Annotated in this window: 17 protein-coding genes; 16 read left to right on the top strand and 1 reads right to left on the bottom strand. The window is 38.1% G+C overall.

The window, feature by feature from the left end:
- From ybeY to acsn021_RS14760, 15 genes are all read left to right on the top strand, one after another.
- Nucleotides 1–501, top strand: coding sequence for an rRNA maturation RNase YbeY (gene ybeY / locus acsn021_RS14830; protein ID WP_184094246.1), 501 nt, complete (start codon nt 1–3; stop codon nt 499–501).
- A gap of 114 nt (nt 502–615) precedes the next feature.
- Nucleotides 616–1722: a DUF3048 domain-containing protein gene (locus tag acsn021_RS14825; RefSeq protein WP_184094243.1), complete on the top strand. Its 1107-nt coding sequence runs from the start codon at nt 616–618 to the stop codon at nt 1720–1722.
- Between the two features lie 39 nt (nt 1723–1761).
- Nucleotides 1762–3390 carry a putative polysaccharide biosynthesis protein gene (locus acsn021_RS14820; RefSeq protein ID WP_184094241.1) on the top strand — a complete coding sequence of 543 codons (1629 nt, stop codon included), beginning with the start codon at nt 1762–1764 and terminating at the stop codon, nt 3388–3390.
- A gap of 53 nt (nt 3391–3443) precedes the next feature.
- The gene (locus acsn021_RS14815; RefSeq protein WP_184094239.1) at nt 3444–4166 is read left to right on the top strand and encodes a BofC C-terminal domain-containing protein; all 723 of its coding nucleotides are present in this window, start codon (nt 3444–3446) and stop codon (nt 4164–4166) included.
- Nucleotides 4167–4525: 359 nt separating this feature from the next.
- Nucleotides 4526–5551: a LacI family DNA-binding transcriptional regulator gene (locus acsn021_RS14810; protein WP_184094237.1), complete on the top strand. Its 1026-nt coding sequence runs from the start codon at nt 4526–4528 to the stop codon at nt 5549–5551.
- Between the two features lie 103 nt (nt 5552–5654).
- Nucleotides 5655–6695 (top strand): sulfate ABC transporter substrate-binding protein, encoded by a 1041-nt coding sequence (locus acsn021_RS14805; RefSeq protein WP_184094235.1) that lies wholly within the window; start codon nt 5655–5657, stop codon nt 6693–6695.
- A gap of 40 nt (nt 6696–6735) precedes the next feature.
- Nucleotides 6736–7560 carry a sulfate ABC transporter permease subunit CysT gene (cysT, locus tag acsn021_RS14800; RefSeq protein WP_184094233.1) on the top strand — a complete coding sequence of 275 codons (825 nt, stop codon included), beginning with the start codon at nt 6736–6738 and terminating at the stop codon, nt 7558–7560.
- Nucleotides 7561–7572: 12 nt separating this feature from the next.
- Nucleotides 7573–8451, top strand: a complete 879-nt coding sequence (gene cysW / locus acsn021_RS14795; RefSeq protein ID WP_330601802.1) for a sulfate ABC transporter permease subunit CysW — start codon at nt 7573–7575, stop codon at nt 8449–8451.
- 67 nt (nt 8452–8518) lie between these two features.
- Complete coding sequence (locus acsn021_RS14790; RefSeq protein WP_184094231.1) at nt 8519–9577, top strand: sulfate/molybdate ABC transporter ATP-binding protein; 1059 nt, start codon at nt 8519–8521, stop codon at nt 9575–9577.
- A gap of 93 nt (nt 9578–9670) precedes the next feature.
- Nucleotides 9671–11362: an adenylyl-sulfate reductase subunit alpha gene (locus acsn021_RS14785; RefSeq protein ID WP_184094229.1), complete on the top strand. Its 1692-nt coding sequence runs from the start codon at nt 9671–9673 to the stop codon at nt 11360–11362.
- On the top strand, nt 11346–11663 hold the full coding sequence (locus acsn021_RS14780) for a 4Fe-4S dicluster domain-containing protein (protein ID WP_184094227.1): 318 nt from the start codon (nt 11346–11348) through the stop codon (nt 11661–11663). Before acsn021_RS14785 ends, acsn021_RS14780 begins: the two co-directional genes overlap by 17 nt.
- A gap of 127 nt (nt 11664–11790) precedes the next feature.
- Nucleotides 11791–12591 (top strand): sulfate adenylyltransferase subunit CysD, encoded by an 801-nt coding sequence (gene cysD / locus acsn021_RS14775; RefSeq protein ID WP_184094225.1) that lies wholly within the window; start codon nt 11791–11793, stop codon nt 12589–12591.
- A 103-nt stretch (nt 12592–12694) separates the two neighbouring features.
- On the top strand, nt 12695–14416 hold the full coding sequence (locus acsn021_RS14770) for a sulfate adenylyltransferase subunit 1 (RefSeq protein WP_184094223.1): 1722 nt from the start codon (nt 12695–12697) through the stop codon (nt 14414–14416).
- Between the two features lie 147 nt (nt 14417–14563).
- Nucleotides 14564–14995: a DUF2752 domain-containing protein gene (locus tag acsn021_RS14765; RefSeq protein WP_184094221.1), complete on the top strand. Its 432-nt coding sequence runs from the start codon at nt 14564–14566 to the stop codon at nt 14993–14995.
- An 85-nt stretch (nt 14996–15080) separates the two neighbouring features.
- A complete protein-coding gene (locus acsn021_RS14760) occupies nt 15081–15374 on the top strand; it encodes a hypothetical protein (protein WP_207725176.1) in 294 nt (97 codons plus the stop codon).
- A 3-nt stretch (nt 15375–15377) separates the two neighbouring features.
- Here the strand turns inward: acsn021_RS14760 and acsn021_RS14755 are convergent, their stop codons facing one another.
- Nucleotides 15378–16253, bottom strand: coding sequence for an AraC family transcriptional regulator (locus acsn021_RS14755; RefSeq protein ID WP_184094219.1), 876 nt, complete (start codon nt 16251–16253; stop codon nt 15378–15380).
- A gap of 372 nt (nt 16254–16625) precedes the next feature.
- Between acsn021_RS14755 and acsn021_RS14750 the strand changes: the two genes are divergently transcribed.
- Entirely contained in the window at nt 16626–18419 is a 1794-nt protein-coding gene (locus acsn021_RS14750; RefSeq protein ID WP_184094217.1) for an L-fucose isomerase, read from the top strand.
- Nucleotides 18420–18446: the final 27 nt, after the last annotated feature.

Here is an 18446-nt window from a genome sequence, read left to right as displayed (position 1 = left end):
ATGACACTTAATGTAGAGTACGAATCAAAAATAGAGTTAAACCTGGATTACAAGGAAATTATAACGCAGGTTGTTGAAAAATCCTTAGATTTCGAAAACTGTCCATATGAGGCGGAAGTAAATGTGATTTTGACGGATAACACGGAGATACAGGAAATCAATAAAGAACATAGAAATATCGATGCACCAACAGATGTGTTATCATTTCCTATGATAGACTATGAGAAACCGGCCGATTTTTCAGCCTTGGAGGATGAAGCGGATTATTACTTTCATCCGGACACAGGAGAGCTTCTTTTGGGAGATATCATTATATCCGTTGAAAAGGTGATGGAACAGGCAAGGGAATTCGGGCATTCGCAAAAGCGTGAACTGGCATTTCTGACAGCCCACAGCATGCTGCATTTAATGGGGTATGACCATATGGAAGACGAAGAACGCCTTGTTATGGAGGAAAAACAGAGACAGGTGTTAGAAGCTTTAAACATAGGAAGAGAATAAATAGAAAAAGACATAGTATGAAAGAAAGGTATGCCACGTATTGATTTATTAGAATTTATTATTTGTGGCAGTAACACATCTGAACAGATGTGTTGCAATGGGTGTTAAAAAGAGATGAAAAAACGTATTCATTATATTGCATTAATAACGAGTATATTAGTTATGACCATGCTGACTATGGCTGGATGCAAAAAGAACAAAGAAAATGAGGATGAGGCTTCTGTAACCCCTACTGTAACCAGTACACCGACAATTTCTCCTGTTCCTACGGAAGAAGTTGAAAATCATGAGAATGAGGTTAGAAGTAAAATAACCGGGCTTTGGATACCGAAAGAAAACGGTAATAAAAGGCCGTATGCAATTATGTTAAATAATATTAAGTTGGCTTCTCCTCAATCAGGAACTAAGGAAGCTGGAATACTATATGAAGCCTTGGTGGAAGGCGGAATCACAAGACTTATGGGAATCTATGAGGACTTGAATGAAAAACGTATTGGATCTGTCAGGAGTGCAAGACATTATTATGTCAGTATTGCAGATGAATATGAAGCTATTTATGTACATTTTGGTGAGACAAGCTATGCAACGAAAAAGATTAAAGAATTGGGTATCGATAATTTAAGTGGTCTAACCGGAATATCCGATACAGTTTTTTTCAGGGATAAATCCATAAAGGCCCCACACAATGCTTTTGCTACCAAAGAGGGTATTTTAAAGGGTACACAGACCAAAGGGTATTCAATGGAGTACAGTGAAAACTACGAGTCTCATTTCAAATTTTATGAAAAAGATACAGATTTACAAAGCAAAGAATTAGCGGAGAAAGTTACGTTAATGTTTTCTAATTATGCAAGTCCGTATTTTACGTATGATAGAGAGAAAAAGCAATATAACCGCTTTCAGTATGATAAGGAACATGTTGATTATAATACCGGAGAGCAATTGGTTTTTAAAAATATCATCGTTCAATTTGTAAAAGAATGGAATATAGATAAAAATGGTTATCAGACCATGGAACTTGAAAATGCCAGCGGTAACGGTTATTATATTACAAATGGTTTAAAGATAGACATTACATGGAAAAAGAATGAAAGTACCGGTAAAATGCGTTATTACGACGCTCAGGGAAATGAGCTGACTATGAACGCAGGTAAGACCTATATTGCCCTATTCCCCAATGACCGGACATCAGATGTTGTCTTAGCCGGAAACAGTCAATAACTTTACAAATGGAATTAGTTTTTTAACCAGGAGGATTTTATGGGAACAGGTAAAAAAAGTAATAATTTTTTAATGCAAGGGAGTATTTTGGCCTTGGCTTCGATTATAGTTCGGTTAATCGGATTACTGTATCGTATACCCTTAACCAATATTATAGGAGATGAAGGTATTGGCTATTATTCCAATGCATTTGCAATTTACAATATAGCCTTGATTTTATCCTCCTATAGTTTACCTTTAGCTGTATCAAAACTAGTTGCTGCAAGAGCCGTTAATAAACAACATAAGAATTCCTACCGGGTGTTTTTATGCTCTATGTGTTTTGCAATTATCGTTGGTACCATAGCAGCCTTAGCTGTATATTTCGGAGCTGACTTTTTAGCAGCTACCATATATAACTCTCCAAGAAGTGCGATACCATTAAAAATACTGGCACCAACTATATTTATCTTTGCGATTATGGGAGTTTTAAGAGGGTATTTTCAGGGAAAAAACACGATGCTGCCAACCTCAGTATCCCAGGTTTTAGAACAGGTTGTTAATGCGATTGTGAGTATTATTGCAGCCTACTATCTTATGAAGGCACATAGTGCTTCAGACAGCATTGCAGCTTATGGCGCGGCAGGAGGAACCCTTGGTACATTTGCCGGTGCCTGCCTTGCATTAATATTCTTAGCATTTATCTTTGCTCTGTATAAACCGATTATAGATAAACAGCTTAGAAAGGATACTCACAACCGGAGAGAAACCTATCAGGAGGTTTTAAAGGCTCTGATTATTACGGTCATACCGGTCATTTTAAGTCAGACCGTATACCAGATCAGCGGGGTATTAGACGGCTCTATCTTCGGACATGTTATGGCAGGGAAGGGACTTAATGAAGAGGCAAGAAATGCTTTGTGGGGCATCTATTCCAATAAATATAATTTATTAATTACTGTACCGGTATCCATAGCATCAGCTATGGCAGTAGCAATTATACCAAGTCTCGTTTCTTCTAAGGAAAACGGCTCCAATGCAGAAGTGAAAGAAAAGGTTCATCAAGCTATTAAATTCAATATGCTGATTGCCATTCCTGCCGCAGTTGGTATGGGAGTTTTGGCATCCCCCATATTACAGCTGTTATTCAGAGATGGAAGAGAGCTTCCTGCGAATTTGGTGCGGTTAGGCTCTATTGCGATTATATTCTTTTCTTTGTCTACTATTACTAATGCAGTCTTGCAAGGGATTAACCGGATGAATACACCGGTTATACACTCTGCCATATCCTTGGGAGTACATATCATCTTACTCTATATTTTACTTAAATATTTCAATTTAAGTACCTATGGGCTGGTTATTGGTAATGTAACCTTTTCTCTGGTAGTATGTATTTTGAATTGGATAGCTATCGGAAGACATCTTAATTATAAGCAGGAGGTAATTAAGACGTTTCTAATACCGGCAGGCTGTTCTGTTATAATGGGTGTTGTTGCATTTTTAGTATATCAGGGACTGTATAGCCTAATTCATATTAACTCTATCTGTACACTGATTGCAGTTGTGATAGCGGTCATTGTTTACGGTAGTCTTTTATTACTTTTTAAAGGAGTCACCGAAGCAGAACTGACAGAAATGCCTTTTGGGCGGACATTAGCAAGAATTGCTGTAAAACTACATTTACTATAAATGTATAAGCTGGGAAAAACTAGTGAATACTTAAAGCCAAAGGAGTGATTTTGATGAAAGTCAAAAAGGCGTTAATGTATTTCATTAGTTTTTTTTCATTGTCAGTCATGTTTTCAGCTTGTTATTATTTAAGCTATAAAAATGCTCTTAGAGATTTTAATGAAAGTGCAGTAGAACGTAATCAAGAACTTATATTAGCTCTTGAGAATAATGGATTATTAGATATTGATACTGCTTCTAAAGACATAGATAACAATAACAATCAAAGTTATCAGGAAGCAGCGGGAGACAGTATGGATAATCCCAGTGTGGAGGTTGACGGACTTTCTGAGGTTACGATTTTACCTTCTACAAAATATACCCTTCAGACCTATGATTTAAAATCTGGAGTTATGAAGGAAGAGATTCTACCAACTCCCAGTTATCTGATTGGTTTAAGCCGTGAAGAAGTGATACAGTATCTGTTTGACTATACCCAGGATTTACCATTAAACGAGTTTGAAAAGGGCCTTATATCTTTTGAACTTATGATATTTTCCAAAGATAATATTGTGCTTCGTAAAACTTATAATGAAGATATGGTTGAATATAAATACTATTTAAAGGCACAGGATGGTAATATTGTGGCTTACTATGGTGATCAGAAAACAGTATTTGATTATACTGGAGTATCTATGGAACGATTGTCTCTGGAGGAGCAAAAGGAACTGGAAGAGGGTATTTTTGTCAGGGATTTGAATGAATTATATGCCTTGTTAGAGCATTACTCTAGTTAATTGTTTTATGTGCAGGTGTAAGGTTTATAGGGATAAGCGTGTTTGTTTAGAGAAAGCCTCTTGAATGAAATGACAGAGGCTTTTTTTTAATATATACCTGTAAAGAATTCATTCTAAAAGTTCACTGCTGGCCATATTTTTTATAGTGCAATAATACGCAAACGTTATACCTATTTCTCCTTGCATGATAAGAGTATATAAGGTATAATCTAAAAACATGGTAAACATATATGACATATATAGAAACTTGAAAAATAAAAATCAAACGAAAAGATTTTTATCAATTTCCTGATTTGTAGGTGTGCAAGCGCGGATAGCGTTAGTGAAAATAGCAATATGACACACAGAGGGGAGCTATTATGACACTGAAAGAAATTGCCAAGCGTGCCGATGTATCGATTTCTACCGTATCCCGTATTATTAATTCCATGGATGACAGCTTTGCCAGTAAAGCGGTAAGGGACAGGGTTTGGGGAATTATAAAAGAAACTGGGTATGTACCTAATCAATCTGCGAGGGAACTAAAGAGGGGTAAAACCGATACCGGCTCAATGTATACTAGGACAATAGCATGTATACTAGGAAGAACTAAGAATCTGGATGACAACCCGTTTTTTGCCCAGGTTGCACGAGCGGTAGAACAACAGTCGCTTAATTTGGGGTATTCTGTATCCCTTGTTTATTCTATATTAGATATTGAGAATTATGATTTAGTATCTCGGATTGAATCCATAAAAACAGATGGAGCCATTGTGCTGGGACGATTTAGTAGTACCTCTATTAAATTCTTGGAAAAATATTATAAAAACATAGTATATGTTGGACGAAATGTTATAAATACCTCATGGGACCAAGTAATCTGTGATGGATATGAAGCTACCTGTACAGCCCTTTGGTACCTGATTGAGTGTGGTCATAAAAGAATTGCTTACATAGGGGAATGTAACAATGAAATCAGATTTAAAGCTTACTTGGATACCTTACATAATAATAATATGGAAGTTGATACCAAGCTGATTAGTGAGTGTCCTCAAAACGGCGCAGGCGGATATCAAGGGGCAGATTGGTTATTAAAAGCAGCAGGCTGTTTGCCAACAGCCGTGTTTTGCGCTACAGATGTCTGTGCAATTGCTGCAATTCGCCGGTTCACAGAAGCCGGTATAAAAATTCCTGAGAGGCTTTCCGTCATCAGCCTTGATAACATAGAGCTTGCCGGATATGTATTACCAATGTTGACAACCGTAGAAATGCCTATCTTTGAAATGGGAAACGTTGCTGTGAATACATTAGTCGAAAGAATTAATAAACGTCATAAACTTCCGCTTAAAATCTACCTTCCCAATAAGCTAATTATAAGGGAAAGTGTCATGAATACTATCACATAAACATAAGTTACGCAAACGTTTTACTTTTTTTACCTTGCATTGATAAAAGTTCTCAAGTATAATGTTAAAACATAGTAATTTGATAGGAATAGGAGGTTATATTATGGGGAGGATGAAATCTCTATTGGGAGTATTAATACTTATCGTTGCAACGGCAGGTACTACGGCCTGTCAAAATGGCAGTAAGAATAGCAGTTCTGCTAATATCGTAACGCTTCTGAATGTGTCATATGATCCGACCAGAGAATTTTATGCGGAATATAATGAAGCATTTGCCAGTTATTACGAAGAAAAAACGGGAATTTCAGTAAAAGTTGAGCAAAGCCATGGTGGCTCTGGAAAGCAGGCAAGAGCGGTAATTGAGGGGCTGGAGGCAGATGTAGTAACCCTTGCATTAGCTTATGATATTGATGAAATTGCTGATTCGGGATTGTTAGAGCAGGATTGGGAAGTAAAAAATGATGACAATAGTGCTCCGTATACTTCCACAATCGTATTTTTGGTTCGTAAGGGTAATCCTAAGGCGATTAAGGACTGGGGGGATTTAATTAAAGAAGATATATCTGTTATAACTCCGAATCCCAAGACCTCAGGAGGGGCAAGATGGAACTATCTTGCAGCATGGGGATATGCTTTGGAAAGCTTTGGTAACGATGAAGAAAAGACAAAAGATTTTGTCCAGAAACTCTATGAAAATGTGGAAGTGCTGGACTCTGGTGCAAGAGGTGCTACCACTACCTTTGTAGAGAATAGTATCGGTGATGTGTTGATTGCCTGGGAGAATGAAGCGTATCTGGCAGTAGAGGAACTGGGGCCGGATAAATTTGAAATCGTTGTTCCCTCCGTCAGTATACTTGCAGAGCCTTCCGTAGCGGTGGTATCTGAGAATGCAAAAGACCATGGGACAGAAGAGGTAGCAAAGGCTTACATAGAGTATCTATATTCGGTAGAGGGGCAGGATATCGCTGCCAAGCATTTCTACCGTCCAAGACTTAAAAGTGTAGAGGACAAATACAGCGATCATTTTAAAGAAGTCAAATTATTTACTTTAGCAGATAAATTCGGAACCTGGCGGGAAGCACAAAAGCTTCATTTTTCGGATGGAGGTATTTTTGATCAGTTATACGAAGGCTTAACACAGTAAAAATGCAAATTCTCAGAAGTTTGGAAGAATGGAGACTAAAATGACTCGAAAAACAAGTGTTATTCCGGGGTTTAAAATAACCTTAGGTATTACTATAGCCTATTTATCAATTATTATTTTAATACCCTTGTCTACAATATTTTTTAAAACCGCAGGTATGGGAGTTAAGGAGTTCTTGGCTGCGGCATTTGACAGACGGGTTTTACATGCCTATGGAGTCAGCTTTTTCTGTGCATTTACAGCCGCACTGATTAACGTCATATTCGGAGTAATTATTGCTTGGGTTATAGTACGATACGAATTTCCTTTTAAACGTCTTATAGACGGAATGATAGACCTGCCTTTTGCCCTTCCGACCTCAGTGGCTGGTATTGCCCTTACCACCTTGTTTTCAGAAAATGGCTGGCTTGGCAGTATACTGCTAAAGGTCGGTATAAAAGGTTCCTATACCCTTTTGGGTATTACGATAGCGTTGGTATTCATTGGGATTCCTTTTGTAACTAGAAGCGTACAGCCTGTACTTGAGGAACTGGATAAAGGGGTGGAAGAAGCTTCCTTGATGCTTGGAGCAAGCGGTTTTCAGAAATTTAGAAAAGTCATTTTGCCGGAGTTGCTAAGCCCAGTCTTAACTGGATTTTCTTTAGCTTTTGCAAGAGGAATCGGTGAATATGGTTCGGTAGTATTTATATCCGGCAATAAACCTATGAAGACAGAAATAGCTCCCTTGCTAATTATGTCAAAGCTGGAACAGTTTGACTATGAAGGAGCTACAGCAATTGCAATTGTTATGCTTTTGGTATCCTTTCTGATGCTTTTATTTATGAACCTGATACGCATTAAAACGAATAGATTTTTAAAAGCATAAGGAGGTGAACGCTTGGAGTATAAAAAAACGGACAGAAGCGCATTGCAAACAAGAAAGAAGAAAAAGGCAGTCAAAGGAAACTACCAAGAAGCAGTCACAGTTAAACGCATATTAATTGCTGTAGCGATTTTATTTTTATTTTTTATGCTGGTACTTCCTCTTATATTGATAATTACAGAAGCGTTAAAGAAAGGGTTAAGTACATATATTAGTGCGGTTACAGAAGAATACACAGTGAAAGCATTAAAGCTGACTCTAATGGCAACCTTTACAGCAGTAATTTCTAATACTATATTCGGACTGATAGCTGCTTGGTGCATTACCAAATTTAAGTTTAAGGGAAGGCAGTTACTAACCACTTTCATTGATCTTCCATTTTCCATTTCACCGGTTATAGCCGGATTGATATTTGTATTAACCTACGGCAGAAACGGATTGTTCTATGGATTTTTACAAAGAGTGGATATGAAAATCGTATTTGCACTACCGGGTATATTTTTGGCCACAATATTTGTAACCTTTCCTTTTGTAGCCAGAGAGATTATACCGCTTATGGAGGCGCAGGGAAATGATGAAGAAGTGGCTGCTGCCAGCATGGGAGCAAAAGGGTTTACCATTTTTTTAAGAATAACATTGCCTAATATTAAATGGGGCTTGTTATATGGAATTATTCTGTGCACCGCCAGAGCCATGGGAGAGTTTGGAGCAGTATCCGTGGTATCCGGACATATCAGGGGGAAGACCAATACCCTGCCACTGCATATTGAAATTCTCTACAGCGAATATCAATTTATGGCTGCCTTTGCAGTATCTTCTGTATTAGTTATATTGGCAGTCATCCTTCTTATTCTTAGAAATCTGGTGGAATGGAGAGCCAAGAAAAACAGGTGATGCAATGAAGGAATATGAGACTTTTACGAAATAGTTGGATGCCGTCAGTTGGCAATATGGAGGCAAAATGTATATAGAGGTTAAAAATCTAAATAAGTCCTTTGGCAGTTTCAGGGCTTCGAAGAATGTTAGTTTTTCCATAGAAAAGGGGAATCTGGTTGCGCTCTTAGGACCCAGTGGGAGCGGCAAAACCACTATATTGCGTATGTTAGCAGGACTCGAAGTCCCAGATTCCGGAGATATATTCATCCAAGGAAAATGTGTTAATGATACGGCACCAGGGGAGCGTGAAATCGGGTTTGTATTTCAAAATTATGCACTGTTTCGTCATATGACGGTAGCAGAAAATATTGGCTTTGGATTGCAGGTAAAGAAGGTAAAGAAGGACGTTATACAAAAGAGAGTAGAGGAGCTTATCAGCTTGATAGGATTAACAGGACTTGAAAAGAGATATCCTCACCAGTTGTCAGGGGGTCAAAAACAAAGGGTGGCCTTCGCAAGAGCTATAGCACCTAACCCCTCTGTATTATTACTCGATGAACCCTTTGCCGCCATTGATGCCAAAGTTAGAAAGGAATTAAGAACCTGGTTAAAGGAAATGATTCATAAGCTTGGTGTAACCAGTATATTTGTTACCCATGACCAGGAGGAAGCCATTGATGTAGCGGATGAAATTATTGTAACCAATCAGGGAAGTATAGAGCAGAAAGGAACACCGGTAGAAATTTATAAATATCCTGTAACGCCCTTTGTAGCCCACTTTATCGGAGAATCTAGTATTATTGAAAATGCAGGTGTATTAAAGGGATTTCAAGCTACAAAAGAGGGAATAAAATCTGTTATCCGTCCGGAATTCATTGAAATCGGGAGAATAGGCGAATTCTCCAACCCATCTGCCACAGATAAAGGAGTGGTAAGTCAGATTGGTTTTCATGGTTCATCCTGGGAAATTATAGTGGATGTAAAAGGCTGTAAATTAACCGGTTATCGCTCCTTGGAAAAGGAACCGCTGCAAGTGGGAGAAGAAGTTTCAGTCTTAATACACCGCCTGTATGTATTTGAAGGAGAAGGCACAAAAATCCTCGAAAATAAGCTAAAGAATGACCCTATGCCGGTATTTATTTAATAAGATAGGATATTAAGCCCTAACAATTATTAAGAACAGCAAGCGGTGCATATCGCTATACATTTTTTAGAAAGGGTAAGGAATGAGTAGAAAATGGATAAGAAAACAATCCAAACGGATGTATTAATCATTGGTGGTGGAACGGCAGGCTGCTATGCTGCTATTACTCTGGCAGAGCAAAGTGATAAAGAAGTGTTGATTGCGGAAAAAGCGGATATAAAACGAAGCGGCTGCCTGGCCGCAGGTGTAAATGCTTTAAATGCATACATTGTATCTGGAAATACACCGGAGGATTATTTGGAATATGTGAAAAAGGATGCAGAAGGACTCATAAGAGAAGATCTGGTGTTGACCATGTCAGAGAGGCTTAACAAAGTAACAAAGCATCTGGAAGAAATGGGTCTTGTTATCTTAAAGAATAAAGATGGTGAGTATGTTACCAGAGGAAATCGTAATATAAAGATAAATGGAGAAAACATAAAACCCATATTGGCTAATCAGGTTTACAGCTACAGTAACATTACTGTTTTTAACCGAGTGAATATAATTGATTATATTGTAGCGGATAATCAAATCATTGGAGCCTATGGTTTTCATATTCTTAAGAATACCTTTTATACAATCTTTGCAAAGACTGTGATATGCTCTACCGGAGGTGCCGCGGGTATATATAAGCCCAATAATCCAGGGCTTTCCAGACATAAAATGTGGTATCCACCTTTTAACACGGGAGCCGGCTATGCGATGGGAATCCGCAGTGGTGCAGAGATGACTACCTTTGAGATGCGTTTTATAGCTTTGCGGTGTAAAGATACCATTGCTCCCACCGGAACCATAGCACAAGGCGTATCTGCACCTCAGATTAATGGTGCAGGTGAACTTTATGATAAGCAGTATGGTGCGCCAACCACTGCCAACCGGGTTTATTCAACGATAGAAGAAAATAAGCAGGGAAGAGGTCCTTGTTTTTTAAAGACCGAGGGCATTGGAGAAAAGGCAGAGGAAGAATTGCTAAAGGCATATCTGAATATGGCGCCGGCGCAGACTTTAAAATGGTTAGAGCGAGGGAAGGGCCCAAATCATGAAAATGTGGAGATTGAAGGAACGGAGCCTTATATTGTAGGAGGTCATACGGCCAGCGGGTATTGGGTGGATACCGGAAGACAGACTACAATAAAGGGGTTATACGCCGCAGGAGATGTAGCAGGCGGGTGTCCTCAAAAATACGTCACAGGGAGTTTGGCAGAGGGAGAAATTGCTGCACTAAGTGCCTTGCGATACATAGAGGAGACTACATTTAAGACAATATATAAGGAAGAGCAGCAAGAATATGAAAGAACAGGCTTTGAAGCAGTTAACAAATTTCTTCATCATCCAGAGGGTATTTACACAGTTTTCCAATTAGAAGAGGCTATGCAAAAAGTTATGGATGAATACGCTGGCGGTATTTCCGGCAATTATGGGTATAACCAAAGCAGACTGGTCATAGCAGAGAGCCGTATTAGAGAACTTAGGGAGTTAGCATTAAGACTTCATGCGAAAGATTGCTATGACCTCATGAAAATCTATGAATTACTTGACAGGCTTTTGGTAGCAGAAGCAGTAATCGTACATTTAGAAGCCCGAAAGGAAACCAGGTGGCATTCTTTTCAGGAGAACCTGGATTTTCAGGAAAAAGATGAGGCTTATTTCTTGTATATTAACTCAATCCGAAAGAATGAGAGATTTGAAATCATAAAAAGAGCTTTTGTAGGACGGGGGGTAGTATATGAGCATACGCATTAACCGGGAGAAATGTACCGGCTGTGGTAAATGTATTGAGGTCTGTCCCGGAACGTTGTTATTTAAAGAAGTGGAGGGCAGCAAGGCATTTATAAAGTACCCTAAAGAGTGTTGGGGATGTACTTCCTGCCTTAAGGAATGTAAATTTGAAGCCATATCTTATTATCTGGGTGCTGATATTGGAGGAAATGGATCAATTATGCATGTAACAGAGGAAGGAAATGAACTACATTGGCATATAACGGATGCAGGCGGAAATAAAAAAATAATTTCAATTGACCGTACAAAAGCCAATTCTTATTAAGAAGTGGGTAGTTAAGTAATATTCACCAAGGTTGAAAGAAAATAGATGAGAAAGGGAGCCACAAGCAATTCCTTCAACCTTGTTAATGTGGCGCTGTCACTAACCGTGATAGCAAGGGATTACTGTAATGAATCATTTAGACGAATTGGAAGCAGAAAGTATCTATATTTTAAGAGAAGCTTATAAAAAGTTTGGAAAGTTAGGTATGCTCTGGTCAATCGGAAAGGATTCCACCGTACTAATGTGGCTTGCCAAGAAAGCCTTTTATGGGTATTGTCCTTTTCCGTTTATCCATGTGGATACCACGTATAAGATTCCTCAAATGATAGAATACAGGGATAAGATAGCAAAGGAGTTACATATTGATTTAATTGTACATACCAATGAAGAGGCTATTAATACTGGAATGGGACCGGAACATGGCAGGCTTGTTTGCTGTAAAGCTTTAAAAACGGATGGACTACAGCAGGTTGTGGAAAAATATGAATTTGAAGGTCTGATATTAGGTGTACGCAGAGATGAAGAAGGTTCCCGTTCCAAAGAAAGAGTATTTAGTGAACGTAACAAGGACTATGAGTGGGACTACACCAATCAGCCCCCTGAATTATGGAATCAGTTTAAAACAGATTTCCCGAAAGGGAACCATATCCGGGTACATCCTATTTTACATTGGAATGAAATAGATATCTGGGAATATATATTACGTGAAAATATCCCTTTGATTGACTTATATTTTGCAAGAGATGGCAGACGTTATCGAAGCTTAGGCTGCGCACCTTGTACAGGTACAATAGAATCCAACGCTACTACAATTGAGGAAATTATTGAAGAATTAAAACATACAAAGACAAGTGAACGAGCCGGGCGTGCACAGGATCAGGAAGATGCCTATGCCATGCAGAAACTTCGCAAGGACGGATATATGTAATCATACACAATTTGTGCTTGCATCCAATTTTGCATGATTTTTAACGCAACTTAATACCTGCGGCTGAAAACTTACAGGTATCGGAAAGGACATGGTTATAAATATGGGTGAAAATAGAGAAACCGTTAAAATTGTAGTGGTAGGTCATGTGGATCACGGAAAATCAACTGTAATCGGAAGACTTTTGTATGATACCAATTCCCTTCCAGAAGGTGCTATTGACAGGGTAAAGCGTATTTCCAAAGAAAAAGGAAAGCCATTTGAATACGCATATCTGTTAGATGCCTTTGAGGAAGAACAAAAGCAAGGTATAACCATAGACACAACCCAGCTACAGTTTTTTACGGCGAAAAGAGATTATGTAATTATAGATGCACCCGGTCATAAGGAATTCTTAAAAAATATGATATCCGGTGCAGCTAGTGCAGAAGCGGCTCTTTTGATAATAGATGCCAATGAAGGGATTAAAGAACAGTCCAAACGACATGGTTATATATTATCACTGCTTGGTATACAAAAGGTCTATGTCATTGTGAATAAAATGGATCTACTTGCATATTCTGAAGAAAAATTTATTCAGATTAAAGGAGAGTTTAATGAATTTTTGAATACCTTACAGGTAACTCCTCTGGATTATATTCCAATTTCAGCCTTTTATGGTGAAAATATTGCAAAGAAGTCAGAAGAGATGCCTTGGTATAAAGGTAAGCCTATACTTGAGGCAATCGATGACATACCAAAGGATAAAGAACTTTCGGGTAAACCACTGCGTTTTCCAATACAAGATGTATATAAATTCGACGCCAGAAGAATTATTGTAGGAAGAATAGAAGCAGGAATTTTAAAGGAAGGGGATGAGATACATATAACCCCTGGAAATAAAACAACCAGAGTGAAAACGGTTGAATTCTGGGCTAATAAGGATACCGGTACGGTGGTGTCGGCAGGACAGTCGGTGGGAATAACGGTGGAGGATGAATTCTTTAACAAACGAGGAGAAATTATCAGTCATCTGGAGGCAGTTCCGGTGGTGAGTAATCGTTTTCGAGCCAATGTATTCTGGATGGGTAAAAATGATTTAGTAACAAAAAAGAAATATAAAATCAAACTGGCAACTGCGGAAGTAGAAGCCGAGATAAAATCTATATTGAAAGTTATTGATGCAAGCACTTTATCAGGGGATGAGAAATCCCAAAAAGTAAGAATAAATGACGTTGCTGAGATTATTGTTGAAACCAAGGAACCGGTAGCCTTTGATGAATTTAAAGATAGTAAAGCCACAGGACGTTTTGTTATTGTGGATGGATATGATGTTGCCGGCGGCGGAATTATATCCAGAGCAGAAGAAGCAGTTCTAACAAAAGGTTTCTTAAAAGAAGGGCTGTTCTTAAACAGTAAAATATTTGAGGAATACTATTATTCCGTGTTAGATAACAGCATTAAAAATGTGCAGACCAATTTAAATATCTATCACGTTGGAGATATAATTCCAGTCAGTGGGGCTACTTTTAAATACCCGGATTCCTTTGATATCATAGGAATCAGTGATGGTGTAGTAGTTTTAATACGTGACAAGGCTGTGAAAGACATCCTTCGTCTTTCAGAGTATTCTTATAGCTATTTGCCACTTGTGAATGCAAGGGGATTCGGAATAAAAGTATCAAGTCAGGAAGAGTATAACCGTCTGATTAAGGAACGCGGTGGTACAGACGAAAAAGAGCTGGGGAAAGATGTTAGCTTCTCAAACCACTGGTTTTCACTGAATCAGTATAAGGTGATTCAATTTAACGAAGATTCTGTGTATGAAATTGAATATAATATATAAGTAAAAGATTTTATGCAAGCTGCTGTACCTGCGAATTAGTTCTAAAAAAATTTGTATGTTGCAGCTGCTTTCTTTTTGTTATAAGATGTAAAGGGTTAGTCTTAAATATAGGATGAAAGTATCAGTTTAGCAAAGGAAGGTTATACGATGTTAAATATTATTGTGGACTTAATAAAAAGGTACTGGATTGGAATTGTTTTATGTATTATTGTATTACCAATAATTAACTTCCTGTTTGGAACTGTATGCTTGAGTACTCTAATTGCCGGGATACCATGTCCGACTTGTGGTATCACAAGAGCGACTGGATATCTGCTGACCGGACGAGTAAAGGAATCCATGCAAATGCACCCTTTATTGTTTTTAATAATCGGTGGATTTATTCTTTACATATTTCTTAAAAAAAACTTAAAAAATTATAGATTTTTTATTAAGTTTTATGTTATACTATGTACGTTGATTTTCTTCTTTTTTTATATTTACCGTATGCAGAACGAATTTCCTAATACAGCGCCTATGGTTTATAACAAAGACAATGTTGTAGCAACCGTCTTAAAGGCAGCAGGGTATATAAAATAGGAAAGAAATTGATAGACATTATGAATTTCATGAAATAATAAATTTATGAAAGCTCATGAAATTAAATTACAAAGGAGAATAAATAATGGAAAACAATGATTACCAGACTAATCAGCCTCAAAACATTAATAACGGAAGTCAATTAGAAACGCCGCTTTCTCTTGGAGAATGGGTCGTTACACTTTTGATACTTGCTATACCCTGTGTCAATATTGTTATGTTTTTTGTTTGGGGCTTTGGACAGGGCAATATCAGCAGAAGGAACTTTTGTCGTGCAGCATTAATTTTTATAGGAATTAGTACGGTATTTACTTTTATATTTGGAGCAGCTATGGTAGCAGCTATAGCAGAATACATATCTTCATACGGTCTTTATTAGATTTTATACCTTTGCATCTTGAATCGGTGCAAAGGTTTTTTTGTACTTTGCTGGCGTAATCCCTTTATGTTTTTTAAAAACTTTGATGTAATAGCTTAAATCATTATAACCACAGTTTAAAGCCACATCTGTAATAGAATCCTCTGTATGAAGGAGGTAGTAGCAGGAGCGTTCAATTCTATAGTAATTCAGATAATCAAAAGGACTTTTGTGAGTCATTTCCTGAAAAAAACGGCAAAAATATTTTGGTGACATTCCTGCTGCTCTAGAGAGTTCTTCTAAAGTAATGGCAGTTGCATAAAAATTTTCTATATATTCCAATACTTGCTTTAAAATAAGAATCCGCTTATGATTCTTTGGTGTCTGCATAGAGTCTGTAATATAATCTTGCCTTTTTATAATACATCCAAGCATTTGATATAAGCATCCTTGTACCATAAGTTCGTAACCAGGTGCTTTCACAGTAAGAGAGTCAAACAACGTCCATATAATCTGGTGCAGTAAAGATGCCTCCTGCCTGAAGTACTCCTTAATAACAATAGTATGATTCATAATGTCCTTAATGTATATTCCGCAGATATTATCTTTTTTCATAAGCATATTCATATCAAATACAACGCATTCATAGATACAATCCGTTGGGATTCCACCATGGAGGGTACCGCTGTTAATAAAGACAATGTCTCCTTTTCCTGCCACAAACTCCTTTTCATCTAAAGCTATAACGAAGCTTCCCTCTAAAATACGAATAATTTCATACTCTACATGCCAATGATATGGCATGGCATATTGGGGATGCTGGCTTTCAATATGATGGAATTCAATAGGAAAATCAAAGGTTCCTCGTAATCTACGCTCGTTATAACCCAAATATTGCATAAACACTCCTATCTGCGTGCTTTAATCCCTATATTTGTCGGAATACTTACACACTTAAAATCAAGATAATATTAAGAGATTAGGTGAATATCGTTATATTTTTTGCTATTATAACACGAGCAGTTAAGACTTTGCAATGTTATATTGAAGTAGTAAGGTTGAAAGTAGATAAAAACATTTAATGGACGCAATAGACAGTACGCTATGGTGTGAAGAATTTTTCAAACACTAATTTAGGCGGACGCTCAAAGTAGCAGAATTTTTAAAGAATGGAGTTAGGTTGAAAAGAAAGCATTTTTCAACCGGCAAAAGCACAGAGGGTGCTTTTCGCTCAATATTTGTATGCCGCCGAAGCGGCAGATGGAGGTTATTATGGCAAAAAACAGACTTGTTGGGGATTATCCGGTTATAGGTATCAGACCTACGATTGACGGCAGAAGAGGAGCTCTTAAAGTAAGAGAATCTTTAGAAGAACAGACGATGAATATGGCAAAAGCGGCAGCCAGATTATTTGAAGATAATTTAAGATATTCTAATGGAGAGCCGGTAAAAGTAATAATTGCTGACACTACCATCGGACGTGTGGCAGAGGCAGCTGCCTGTGCAGATAAATTTAAAAAAGCAGGCGTAGACATCACCTTAACCGTTACACCTTGCTGGTGTTATGGTTCAGAAACCATGGATATGGATACAAAGACAATCAAAGGTGTCTGGGGGTTTAATGGAACGGAAAGACCGGGAGCTGTTTATTTAGCAGCTGTATTGGCTGGGCATGCTCAAAAAGGGTTACCTGCTTTTGGTATTTACGGACAGGATGTTCAGGATGCGGATGATACTAGTATACCGAAGGATGTAGAAGAAAAACTTCTGCGATTCGGACGTGCAGCAGTGGCTGCTGCAACTATGAGAGGAAAATCTTATCTACAGATAGGCTCCATCTGTATGGGAATTGCCGGTTCCATTATCAGCACGGAATTCTTTGAAGAATACCTGGGAATGCGTGTGGAATCAGTAGATGAAGTAGAAATTATCCGCAGAATGACAGAAGAAATTTATGATAAGGAAGAATATGAAAAAGCACTTGCCTGGACAAAGAAATACTGTATGGAAGGTTTTGATAAAAATCCGGTGGAAAGTCAGAAAACAAGAGAAGAAAAGGATAAAGACTGGGAATTTGTTGTTAAAATGATGTGTATTATCAAGGATTTATATAACGGTAATACAAAACTGCCGGAATATGCAAAAGAAGAAAGCGTTGGCCATAATGCCATAGCTGGTGGCTTTCAGGGACAGAGACAATGGACTGATTTTTATCCCAATTGTGATTTTCCAGAAGCTATGTTAAACTCTTCTTTTGACTGGGAAGGAGCCAGAGAACCTTATATACTGGCAACTGAAAATGATACCTTAAATGGTGTGGGCATGCTGTTTGGTAAGCTATTAACCAACACCGCACAGATATTTGCAGACGTGAGAACCTACTGGAGCCCGGAAGCTGTGAAAAAAGCAACTGGTTATGAACTTGTGGGAACTGCCAAAGAATCCCAGGGCTTTATCCATTTGATTAACTCCGGAGCTGCTTGTATTGATGCCTGCGGTGAAGTAAAAGATATGGACGGAAACGGAATTATCAAACCTTTCTGGGAGATGACAGAAAAAGACCAGCAGGACTGTCTAGCGGCAACTACTTGGAATCCGGCAGATACAGGATATTTTCGTGGAGGCGGTTATTCCTCCAGATTTTTAACTAGAAGTGAAATGCCAGTAACAATGATTCGTTTGAACCTGGTAAAAGGATTAGGACCGGTATTGCAGTTAGCCGAAGGATATACCATTAATTTACCGGAAGAAGTATCTGATAAGTTATGGAAAAGAACGGACTATACATGGCCTTGTACCTGGTTTGCACCAAGATTAACAGGAGAGGGAGCATTTCGTTCCGCTTATGATGTAATGAACAATTGGGGTGCGAACCATGGTGCTATTAGTTACGGACATATCGGAGCAGATATACTTACCCTTTGTTCAATATTAAGAATACCTGTAAATATGCATAATGTACAGGAAGAGAAGATTTTTAGGCCTGCCGTATGGAGTGCATTTGGAATGGACAAAGAAGGACAGGACTATCGTGCCTGCCAAGCATTTGGACCTTTGTATAAATAAAGGCAGGTGTAACCTTGAAAAAAGTAT

It is taken from the genome of Anaerocolumna cellulosilytica, assembly GCF_014218335.1.
In the GTDB taxonomy this organism is placed as follows: domain Bacteria; phylum Bacillota; class Clostridia; order Lachnospirales; family Lachnospiraceae; genus Anaerocolumna; species Anaerocolumna cellulosilytica.
Note: the sequence above shows the minus strand (reverse complement) of the source record. Positions and strands in the feature narration are given on the sequence as shown.